The organism is Flavobacterium sp. SOK18b, assembly GCF_014156605.1.
Taxonomy (GTDB): domain Bacteria; phylum Bacteroidota; class Bacteroidia; order Flavobacteriales; family Flavobacteriaceae; genus Flavobacterium; species Flavobacterium tiangeerense.
Map to the genome: position 1 here is coordinate 1 of NZ_QKNZ01000141.1, position 11,011 is coordinate 11,011.

Sequence of the window (11,011 nt, forward strand, 5' to 3'; positions counted from 1 at the left end):
GTATTTTAATAATCTTAAACTAAAGTTGATCCTTTTGTTTACAAACATCTCTTATAAGAGTCTTTGTTAAGAAACAAAAGTGTTTACAATATTAAAAGCAAATGCTTTTTGTTTGTTTACAATTGTAATTTTAAAGATGTTTACTTTTGTAAATTAAATAGTAATTATGAATTTAGAAGCTTTACATAGTCACAACCTAGTTCAAGCAATTAAAGGGAAGTATATAACGCTTGATCATATTGAGCACATATTAGCTGATTTGAATACTTCAGATGAATTGGCGATTATCGGTAAGTCCGTTTTAGATAAACCTATTTATTCCTATACAATTGGTAAGGGTAAAATTAAAATTTTCCTTTGGTCACAAATGCACGGGAATGAAAGTACTACTACAAAAGCATTGCTTGATTTTTTGTGTTTTTTAAAGAGTGATAACATTTTAGCGACGCAAATGCTAGATAGCATCACTTTTTTATGTTTACCGATGTTAAATCCTGATGGAGCGCAAGCGTACACTAGAGAAAATGCAAACGGTATTGATTTAAATAGAGATTCTCAACTTTTATCTCAGCCAGAAAGTAATATTTTAAGACAAGTGTTTGACGATTTTAAGCCCGATTATTGTTTTAACCTACATGATCAAAGAACCATTTTTGGAGTTGCTGATAGTGGTCAGCCAGCTACATTGTCTTTTTTAGCCCCGTCCTACAACGAAGATCGTGAAATTAATGAATGTAGGTTAAAAGCAATAGACTTAATTGCTACTATTAATGAAGGTATGCAGCAGTTTTTGCCGGGTCGAATAGGTAGATTTGACGATTCCTTTAATATCAACTGCATTGGCGATACTTTTCAGTTTTTAGGAGTTCCTACACTTTTATTTGAAGCCGGTCATTTTCCTAACGACTATGAAAGAGAATTATCACGAAAATTTGTTTTCATGTCTTTTATTTTAGGTTTTAAAGCGCTAAGCGAAAACGATATAGTTAGCAATGGAATCGATAAATATTTGAATATTCCTCAAAATAAGGTCGTTTTTTATGATTTTATTTATAAAAATGTCAAGATAAATTATGATAGTATTGAAAAAATAACGAATTTTGCAGCGCAATATAAAGAAGAAATTGTTGGTAATCAGCTGTTTTTTAATGCTTATTTTTCTAAAATAGACGAATTGGAAAATTATCATGGTCATTATGAGTATGATGCAAATGGTGCAAATTATTCTGACAACACAGGTTTTTTGCCTGTTTTGAATCAAAAAGCCGATTTTTATTTAGATAATAACATAAAATTTGTTAATGGAATGATAAATATTTAATATTTTTGTCTTTTTATTGTTTTTATGTATAATTTTATGCTTTGTTAAAGCAATTAATAATGTTAATTAGAGAGTTATGAGTAAATTTCGTTTAGATGAAGTAGATCACCAAATTTTAGATATGTTGATAGACAACACAAGAGTACCTTTTACAGATATCGCAAAGAAATTATTGATATCAGCAGGGACTGTTCATGTTAGGGTAAAAAAGATGGAGGATGCTGGGATAATAATGGGTTCATCACTTGTTCTGGATTATGATAAATTAGGGTATTCATTTATTGCTTACGTAGGTGTTTTCTTGAATAATACTTCTCAAACAAAATTTGTTTTAGAGCGCATTAATGAAATTCCATTTGTAACCGTAGCGTCTGTAACTACTGGTAAGTTTAATATTTTTTGTAAAATTAGAGCCAAAGACACTAAACATGCTAAGGATGTTATTTTTATGATTGATGATATTGATGGCGTTTACCGTACAGAAACGATGATTTCCCTTGAAGAAAGCATCAATGATAAAAAGCGCTTAATGCATACCATATTCAAAAACATGTAATTCTTGAATGCGCTGTAATTAAATACAACCTCAAGTTTATTCTTGGGGTTTTTTTATGAAAAAACAACTAAACCAACTACACAAACTATGTATACTTTACCCAAAATAGAACGTTTTAATCAAGATGTTTTATCTAAATACCATATTTATAATAGTGTTTTTATAACACTACCTTTTCACTCTATAGATAATACAGGTGCTTTATTACCGCTTTTTACAGATATCTGTGATACTGGGTTTAAAAAACAAGAAACTCCTAAAGAAATTGTTGATTTCTTTTCAGAAAGGTATTTGCACAACGCAACAGAGCAAGAGAAAATTGACATTATGTTTCGTTTTATTCAATACATCGAACGACAAATAGTGCTTTTTGATGCGATTGAAGACGCTGCATTTCCGGTTGTGAACAACATGGAGGGAATTGGTTCTTTGCGAGATATCAAGGAAAAGTCAGATGTAAAAGATAATGAAGAGGAATTAGTAGAGTTTTTAGAGAATTTCAATGTTAGAACAGTTTTAACGGCTCATCCTACTCAATTTTATCCTGGAGCAGTTCTTGGAATAATTAATGATTTAACCGAAGCCATTCGTAAAAATGATCTTCTTGATATTAAACAATTATTAGCGCAATTAGGGAAGACTCCTTTTATTCAAAAAGATAAACCTAGTCCATTTGATGAAGCTGTGAGTTTGATTTGGTTTCTTGAAAACGTTTTTTATCAAACCTCTGGAGAGATTGTTCAGTACTTACAAAAAAATATTTTCAATTCCTTATCCATAAAAAATCCTTTAATAAAATTAGGGTTTTGGCCAGGAGGTGACCGCGATGGCAATCCGTTTGTAACTACTGAGATTACTTTGAAGGTCGCTGAACGTCTAAGAACCTCTATTTTAAAATGTTATTACATCGAAATAAGAAATTTGAAAAGAAAGTTAACGTTCTCTGGTGTAGATACTTTGATTACAGAACTTGAACAAAAACTATATCGTTCTGTTTTTTATTCAAAAGGTGATATTTTTATAACTCTAGAAGATTTCAACACTCAATTATTAAAAATCAAACAAATAATTATTGAGCAGCATCAATCCTTATATTTGGACGAATTAGATGCTTTGCTAATTAAGTTGAACTTATTTGGTTTTCATTTTGCTACGTTAGACATTAGGCAAAATAGTAAAATTCATGATGCTGTTTTTAGTGATATCGTTGATCATTTCCATCAAGTAGAATCGACTATTTTTCCAAAAAACTATAAGAATCTTTCTGAGGCTGAAAAGATTTTAGCTTTAGAAACTATTAAAGGAAATGTAGACCCAAAAGTATTTCAAAATGAAATTACCCAATCTACTTTAGAATCAATTAATGCTATTCGTGTTATACAATCAAATAATGGCGAATTTGGAGCAAACCGCTATATAATCAGTAATAATGAAAGTGCACTAAATGTTTTAGAAACCTTGGCCATGTTTCGATTGAGTGATTGGGAAAATCCTACTGTTGATATTGTTCCTCTTTTTGAATCAGTTGATGATTTGCAAAATGCTGATGAAATAATGGAAAAATTATACACCAATACCATTTATGCTGAGCATTTGAAAAACAGGAATAATAAGCAAACTATTATGCTTGGTTTTTCTGACGGCACAAAAGATGGTGGCTATTTAATGGCAAATTGGAGTATTTATAAAGCAAAGGAAATGCTTACTGAGATTTCGAGAAAATACAACATTAAAGTTATTTTCTTTGACGGTAGAGGCGGACCTCCAGCTCGTGGTGGAGGAAAAACGCATAAGTTTTACGCTTCATTAGGACCAAATATTGAGAACAATGAAATTCAAGTTACTGTTCAAGGTCAGACAATTAGTTCTAATTTTGGAACTTTAGATTCCTGTCGATACAATTTAGAAAACTTATTGAGTGCTGGAGTGAGTAATCAAGTTTTTGATAAAAATCAAAACGAATTATCCATTAATGACAAGGAGATTTTAGATCAATTGGCAAATTTGGGATACGAAAAATATTTAAGTTTTAAAAATCATCCTCATTTTATTCCTTATTTGGAGGAAATGAGTACGTTAAAATATTATGCTAAGACTAATATAGGGAGTCGACCAGCAAAGAGAAGTAAGTCAGCTCAATTAGATTTTGCAGATTTACGAGCTATTCCGTTTGTAGGTTCTTGGAGTCAATTAAAGCAGAATGTACCTGGTTTTTTTGGAGTAGGTACAGCCTTAAAACACTTTGAAGATTCAAATCAGTGGGATAAAGTTCAAGATTTATATGACAATTCGTTGTTCTTTAAAACATTGCTTGAAAACAGTATGATGTCACTGGCTAAATCATTTTTCCCTTTGACCGCTTACATGAAAAAAGATCCTAAATTTGGTCCTTTTTGGCAAATTATTTACGACGAATTTTTAGAAACAAAACGATTATTATTAAAAATTGCTGGTCATAAAGAGTTAATGGAAAATTATCCAGATGGTAAAGCATCAATTCAAATAAGAGAACGTATTGTACTGCCATTGTTGACAATACAGCAATATGCATTATTAAGAATTAATGAATTGAATAAAGAATCACAACCAGACGAAGCCTTAATAAAAGTATATGAGAAAATAGTAACCCGTTCTTTATTTGGAAATACAAACGCTAGTAGAAACTCAGCTTAAACAACACAGATATGAAATCAACACAATTACCAATTAATGAATATGCAGCCTTTTATGCTCCATACATACAAGCCTTAGGAGAGGTAGATCTTATTGAAGAATTAGAAATTTCATTACATGACTTTATTAAATTTGTTCAAAACATTCCTATGGATAAGTTTGACTACAGGTATGCTGATGGGAAATGGGATATAAAGGAAATTATTCAGCATGTAATTGATACGGAACGAATTTTTGCTTACAGAGCATTACGAATCTCTAGAAACGATCAAACGCCTTTGCCTGGTTTTGATGAAAACACCTATGTTATCAATACTGAGGCCACCAAAAGAAGCATTCAAGAATTACTTACAGAATTATCTGCAGTACGCCATTCTAATTTATTGTTTTTTAAAAGCTTAAGTTCAGATCAATTTCAAAGAATTGGAACTGCATCCAATTCAGCAATATCAGTTAGAGCAATTGGATTCATTATGATTGGTCATCAAAAACACCATCAAAAAGTTTTCGAAGAAAGATATTTATAGAATTTCAAAAACCTGTTGACCAAATTTTAAGCTTATTATCAAACGACATCGTATTTGCAGGACTTGTAGAAGGCATCACATAATACGTAATGCCTTTTATTTGTCCAAATTTCTTGAAAAAGTACTTATGACTCTCTTTTCCGTTGAACACAATTGTTATTATTGATGGAAATTGGATAAATAAAGTCTCAAAATCATTCACTTTGTGATTTTTAATATGAATATCCAAACTTCCGTTTCTATCACAACTTTTTAAAACATCCCAAAGCCCAATATTATTTGCTTGAAGCACTTGTATTTTTTGTTCAAATTCTTCAGTTGCAGGAAACCTATCTAATAGCGTAAACATTATTTTCCAAAAAGGATTTCTTTGATTTCCATAATATTCTTGCTTTTCTAATGAAGCTATTCCTGGCATAGTTCCTAGAATTAAAATTTTAGTTTGTGCATTTACAAAAGGAGGGAATGAATGAATCATATAAAATTTTATAGAACTGAATTTTCTTTTTCTAAAATTGCCAATCCTAATCTGATTTTACCATAATCTATTTTTTCTTCAAAGTAATCAAAATAAGGTTTTAATGTACTTGGTGCTTCAAGTTTGGTTTTGGCCACCGAAATTTCTATAACTTCATCATCAGATATAAATGGAGTTAAATCAATGTTTTTACCGTCAACAAAAAGTTTTGCTAGATGCGACATAATCGTGCTTAAACCCAGTTTTCTTTTTTGAGCAATTTCTTCAACTGATAATCCTTGTTGATACAGATCAAAAGTTTCTTTATATGTTGTAGCCTCTTTTTTCTTTTTAACCCCTTTGGCTTTTTGAAAATCAAGTATTGCTTGTATAAAAGCGGCACCGTATTTTTCTAATTTAGCTTTACCAACGCCATCTATGGCTAGTAATTCATTTTCACTTGTAGGTCTTTCGGTTTCCATTTGGCGTAAAGCTGCATCACTAAAAATCACATAGGCAGGAACTGATTCATCTTTAGAAATTTCGTAACGCAATTTCCTTAAATTTTCAAAAAGAGAATTTGCTACAGTTTTGCTTTTACTTACTTTAGTTTCTTGTTTTTCTGCATTTATTTTTTGAACAGCCGTTAATTGTACCTTTTCATTATCGAATAATACTTTTTTTGCCAAAGTGGTAAGTCTAATCTTGTTCTGCTTATGAAATGCAATTTCACAATAACCCAAGTTGATTAACTGAATTAAGTATTGGTTCCAATCATACCAAGATTGATCAGAACCCACACCATAGGTTTTTAAATTTTGGTATTCTTTTTCAAAAATATATGCATTTTTGGATCCTCTTAAAAAATCAATAATTACAGGTAAAGGCTCTAATTCTTGCAATCGAACTATAGCTGAAAGAGCTTTTTGAGCCAGAACAGTTCCGTCAAAAAATAAGGGTGGATTTTTACAAATATCACAATTTCCACAATTTTCGGATACTAATTCTCCAAAATAGGACAAGAGTATTTTTCTTCGGCAACTAAGAGCATCGGCATATTGCTTCATGCGTTCCAGTTTTGCTAGTTGCACTTCGGCATTTAATCCTTGTGATGCAAATTTTTGAAGTTGAATAACATCTCCATAGCTTTCAAACATAACTGTTTCTGATGGCAAACCATCTCTACCTGCACGACCAATTTCTTGATAATATCCTTCAATGTTTTTAGGTAAATTGTAATGAATAACCCAGCGCACATTCGATTTATCAATCCCCATTCCAAAAGCAACAGTTGCGCAAATGATATTGCAGTCATCATTTATAAACTCATCTTGTGTTTTTGAACGAACAGAACTATCTAAACCAGCATGGTATGCTTTTGCATTGATACCATTTTTTTTAAGTTTTTCCGCCAGTTCCTCGGTTGTTTTCCTGCTCAGGCAGTAAATTATTCCAGCTTCATTTGGTTTGTCTTGAATAAATTCTATTATTTGCTGCACTCGATCAAGTGCGGGACGAACCTCTAAGCTTAAATTTTTTCTATCAAAAGAAGCTACGAATAATTTCGGATTTTTTAAATTCAATTGATTGCTAATGTCTTTTCGAGTTGCTTTATCAGCAGTGGCGGTCAGGGCCAAAATAGGAGTGGAGGGAAACCTGTTTTTTAAATAACCCAAATTAGTATAAGCAGGTCTAAAGTCATGCCCCCATGATGAAATACAATGTGCTTCATCAATCGCAATCAAACTAATAGTTAAAGTATTAAAGAGATTGTCCAAAAAAGACAAGCTTTCCGGAGCAACATAAACTAGTTTAATAGTATTTGATTGCAAACGTTCTGTATAAAAATTCCTTTCACTTTCTGTTTGACTGCTATTGATAAAGCAAGCTTCAATTCCATTAGCTCTTAAACTGTCCACTTGATCTTTCATCAAAGCGATCAAAGGTGATATAACGATTGTAATCCCCGGAAAAAGTAAAGCAGGTAATTGAAAACAAATAGATTTTCCGCCACCTGTAGGCATAATGGCAAGTGTATCTTGTCCTGAAAGAATGCTATTAATTATGTCTTCTTGATTAGGTCTAAATTTTTCAAATCCAAAATTTTCTTTCAATTTGGCGTGTAAAATTTCTTGAGTCATGGTTGGTTTTACCTATTTATACAAAAAAGGAACTCGTTTTAGGAGTTCCTTTTTTTATTATTTTAAAAACTAATTAATCTTCGTCTTCGTCATCTTCATCTTCATCAGAAAAATCTCTGTCATTATCATCTTCGTCATCTTCATCATCACCAGAATCTGTATCAGGTTTATCGATAGCCTCGTCTTCATCATCATCGATATCATCATCTAGATCTAAGCCTTTGATTGGTTCTACTACATCATCTAAGATAATTTCATCATCTTCGTCATAGTTCTCAATTCTATCAGCTAGTTTAGTACTTACTTTTACTAAATAAATTGTATCTTCAGTTCTAACTTCTACTGCTTCAACTAATTCATTTTTTGCGTTTCTAAAACTAATAATGTTTGAATCATCATAACCATCTGGAAATTTATCAACAAGAAGGTTTAAAATTTCATTGGTAAGTTTTGCGTAATCAACAATTACTCTTTTCATAAATGTATATTATAGATCTAATAAATAAGCGAATATTAATGGGGCAACAATGGTTGCATCAGACTCAATAATAAATTTAGGTGTTTTGATATCTAATTTACCCCAAGTAATTTTTTCATTTGGTACTGCTCCTGAGTAGGAACCATAACTTGTAGTTGAATCAGAAATTTGACAGAAGTAGCTCCAAAAAGGAACATCATGCATTTCCATATCTTGATACAACATTGGTACCACACATATGGGGAAATCTCCTGCAATACCACCACCAATTTGAAAAAATCCTATTCCATTTGAACTGTTTTTTGGGTACCAATCGGCAAGGAAAGTCATATACTCAATTCCTGATTTCATGGTAGATGCTTTCAATTCTCCTTTTAATACATAAGAAGCAAAAATATTACCCATAGTGCTGTCTTCCCAACCTGGAACAACAATTGGTAAATTTTTCTCTGCTGCAGCATACATCCAACTGTCTTTCAAATCGATCTCGTAGTATTCTTCAAGAACACCTGATAATAACATTTTATACATGAATTCATGTGGAAAATAGCGCTCACCTTTATCATCAGCATCTTTCCAAATTTTATAAATATGCTTTTGCAAACGTCTAAAAGCTTCATGCTCAGGAATACAGGTATCCGTAACACGATTTAAACCGCGCTCTAATAAATCCCATTCATCTTGAGGTGTTAAATCTCGGTAGTTTGGAACTCTTTCATAATGAGTATGCGCTACAAGATTCATGATGTCTTCCTCTAGATTTGCTCCAGTACATGATATAATATGTACTTTATCTTGACGGATAATTTCAGAGAATATCTTTCCAATCTCAGCAGTACTCATAGCGCCAGCCATACTCACCATCATTTTTGCACCATTTGCTAATTGGTCTTCATATGCCTTTGCGGCGTCAACTAAAGATGCAGAGTTGAAATGCAAATAATGCTTTTCGATAAACTGACTGATTGGTCCTTTACTCATTTTTATATAAATTTTTAAAATATTTTTGTAAATTATGTTAAAATTATCTCAAATTTAACATTTTTTTGAATTCGTCCCTTTATTAGTATAGATTATTTTCGATCGTAACCTAATATTTTTAAAACATCTTCAGAGGTCTGTTGCTCTGAGAACACTTCGGTTGCTAGAATTCCGTTTTCATCTCTATCAATTAAAATATGCTTCGGTTGTGGAATTAAACAGTGATGTAAACCACCATAACCTCCAATAGTTTCTTGATAGGCACCAGTATTGAAGAACCCAATGTACAACGGTTTCTCTTTATTGTATTTTGGCAAATAAATAGCATTCATATTTTGCTCAGAGTTGTAATAATCATCACTATCACAAGTCATTCCACCTAGTAATACCCGCTCATAAGTATCATTCCAACGGTTCACTGCAAGCATAATAAACCTTTTGTTAATGGCCCATGTATCTGGTAAAGTGGTAATAAATGAAGAATCAATCATATTCCACTTTTCTCTATCATTTTGTTGCTTTTGATACAAAACTTGGTAAATAGCTCCACCACTTTCACCTACCGTAAAGGATCCAAATTCAGTAAAAATATTTGGAACATCAACTTCAGCTTCATCACAAGCAATTTTTATTTGATTAATGATTTCATCAATCATGTATTGGTAATCATATTCAAATGCTAATGAGTTTTTGATTGGAAAACCTCCACCAATATTTAATCCATCAAGTGTAGGGCATTCTTTTTTGAGCGCTACATAAACTTTAATACATTTTACTAATTCGTTCCAGTAATATGCATTATCATTGATTCCAGTATTGATAAAAAAGTGTAACATTTTCAGTTCCAATTTTTTATTCTCTTTAATCTCTTTTTTGTAAAATGGAACTATATTTTTGTATCCAATACCAAGTCTAGAGGTATAAAACTCAAATTTAGGTTCTTCTTCAGCTGCAATACGAATACCTATTTTAAACTTATTTTTGATTTGACCTTGTAACAAGTCTAATTCCTCAAAATTGTCAATGATTGGTATTGTATTTTTATGTCCGTTATTAATTAAACGAGCAATGTTTTCTATGTATTGATCTCTTTTAAAACCATTACAAATTACATAGGTACTTTTGTTTATCTTACCTTTCTCCATTAAGTTTTCAACAATATTAATGTCAAAAGCCGAAGAGGTTTCTATGTGAATGTTATTCTTGAAAGCTTCATTCATAATGTATTCAAAATGAGAGCTTTTAGTACAGTAGCAATAGTAATATTTTGCTTCGTACTTGTTTTTTTCCATTGATTTTCTAAACCAGCTTTTTGCTTTGCTGATGTTATTAGAAATTTGAGGCAAATAGGTAAATTTTAAAGGCGTACCGTATTGCTCAACTAATTTCATTAAATCAATATTATGAAAAAGTAAATGATCTTTATTTAGAGTAAATTCTTCTTGTGGAAAATAGTATGTTTGATTTATTAAGTCAGAATATTTTGTATTCATGGATATGGATTTTGTAGATTAAATATTTAAATAAAATAGATTAATCTATCATTCAAACCCTAATATTAGCATACACAATTTGAAGTTTTTCAGTATCTGATTTCATGTACTGAAAAACATCAAAACTAAAATTTCCCTTTATAGAATAAAAACGCTTTAACATCCTTAAAAAAGACATTTTGTTACTGTTTTTATTAGAGCAATACTTGAATTTGTTTCGACTTTTTTTCATTGGTGCAAATGTAAAAAATAATATATAATTGATTTATTTTAATTTTACCAATACCTTCGATTAGGGCAAATTGTATCTCCCCATATTCATTTTTCTTGTCATGAACTAGTAATTCAAATATGGGATCTATATCTTTTTGATCAAATACTATA

Annotated in this window: 9 protein-coding genes and 1 pseudogene; 4 read left to right on the plus strand and 6 right to left on the minus strand. The window is 31.1% G+C overall.

The genetic code is table 11. The features are described 5' to 3' along the window. Positions 1–166: 166 nt before the first annotated feature. The 4 genes from DNC80_RS15140 (at position 167) to DNC80_RS15155 (ending at position 5,077) form a co-directional block, all read left to right on the plus strand. Entirely contained in the window at positions 167–1,321 is a 1,155-nt protein-coding gene (locus DNC80_RS15140) for a M14 metallopeptidase family protein (protein WP_182651929.1), read from the plus strand. 76 nt (positions 1,322–1,397) lie between these two features. After that, positions 1,398–1,877, plus strand: coding sequence for an Lrp/AsnC family transcriptional regulator (locus DNC80_RS15145; RefSeq protein WP_072943262.1), 480 nt, complete (start codon positions 1,398–1,400; stop codon positions 1,875–1,877). Between the two features lie 87 nt (positions 1,878–1,964). Then, the gene (locus tag DNC80_RS15150) at positions 1,965–4,550 is read left to right on the plus strand and encodes a phosphoenolpyruvate carboxylase (protein ID WP_182651930.1); all 2,586 of its coding nucleotides are present in this window, start codon (positions 1,965–1,967) and stop codon (positions 4,548–4,550) included. An 11-nt stretch (positions 4,551–4,561) separates the two neighbouring features. Beyond that, complete coding sequence (locus DNC80_RS15155) at positions 4,562–5,077, plus strand: DinB family protein (RefSeq protein ID WP_144890727.1); 516 nt, start codon at positions 4,562–4,564, stop codon at positions 5,075–5,077. Positions 5,078–5,081: 4 nt separating this feature from the next. On the opposite strand, the gene DNC80_RS15160 is transcribed toward DNC80_RS15155, so the two are convergent. The 6 genes and pseudogenes from DNC80_RS15160 to DNC80_RS15920 all read right to left on the minus strand — a co-directional run. Next, the gene (locus DNC80_RS15160) at positions 5,082–5,555 is read right to left on the minus strand and encodes a DNA-deoxyinosine glycosylase (RefSeq protein ID WP_182651931.1); all 474 of its coding nucleotides are present in this window, start codon (positions 5,553–5,555) and stop codon (positions 5,082–5,084) included. 8 nt (positions 5,556–5,563) lie between these two features. Further along, positions 5,564–7,675: a DNA helicase RecQ gene (gene recQ / locus DNC80_RS15165; protein ID WP_182651932.1), complete on the minus strand. Its 2,112-nt coding sequence runs from the start codon at positions 7,673–7,675 to the stop codon at positions 5,564–5,566. A 73-nt stretch (positions 7,676–7,748) separates the two neighbouring features. Next, positions 7,749–8,153 carry a DNA primase gene (locus tag DNC80_RS15170; protein ID WP_144890733.1) on the minus strand — a complete coding sequence of 135 codons (405 nt, stop codon included), beginning with the start codon at positions 8,151–8,153 and terminating at the stop codon, positions 7,749–7,751. 9 nt (positions 8,154–8,162) lie between these two features. Continuing rightward, a complete protein-coding gene (locus tag DNC80_RS15175) occupies positions 8,163–9,134 on the minus strand; it encodes a deoxyhypusine synthase family protein (RefSeq protein ID WP_182651933.1) in 972 nt (323 codons plus the stop codon). Positions 9,135–9,226: 92 nt separating this feature from the next. Beyond that, positions 9,227–10,627 carry an arginine decarboxylase gene (locus DNC80_RS15180; protein ID WP_144890735.1) on the minus strand — a complete coding sequence of 467 codons (1,401 nt, stop codon included), beginning with the start codon at positions 10,625–10,627 and terminating at the stop codon, positions 9,227–9,229. Positions 10,628–10,821: 194 nt separating this feature from the next. Next, a pseudogene (locus DNC80_RS15920) lies at positions 10,822–11,011 on the minus strand (hypothetical protein); the annotation flags it as partial.

Bases quoted from the DNA above. Each gene is read 5' to 3' on its own strand.
- DNC80_RS15140 (WP_182651929.1), top strand. From the start codon at position 167: ATGAATTTAGAAGCTTTACATAGTCACAACCTAGTTCAAGCAATTAAA.
- DNC80_RS15145 (WP_072943262.1), top strand. From the start codon at position 1,398: ATGAGTAAATTTCGTTTAGATGAAGTAGATCACCAAATTTTAGATATG.
- DNC80_RS15150 (WP_182651930.1), top strand. From the start codon at position 1,965: ATGTATACTTTACCCAAAATAGAACGTTTTAATCAAGATGTTTTATCT.
- DNC80_RS15155 (WP_144890727.1), top strand. From the start codon at position 4,562: ATGAAATCAACACAATTACCAATTAATGAATATGCAGCCTTTTATGCT.
- DNC80_RS15160 (WP_182651931.1), bottom strand. From the start codon at position 5,555: ATGATTCATTCATTCCCTCCTTTTGTAAATGCACAAACTAAAATTTTA.
- recQ (WP_182651932.1), bottom strand. From the start codon at position 7,675: ATGACTCAAGAAATTTTACACGCCAAATTGAAAGAAAATTTTGGATTT.
- DNC80_RS15170 (WP_144890733.1), bottom strand. From the start codon at position 8,153: ATGAAAAGAGTAATTGTTGATTACGCAAAACTTACCAATGAAATTTTA.
- DNC80_RS15175 (WP_182651933.1), bottom strand. From the start codon at position 9,134: ATGAGTAAAGGACCAATCAGTCAGTTTATCGAAAAGCATTATTTGCAT.
- DNC80_RS15180 (WP_144890735.1), bottom strand. From the start codon at position 10,627: ATGAATACAAAATATTCTGACTTAATAAATCAAACATACTATTTTCCA.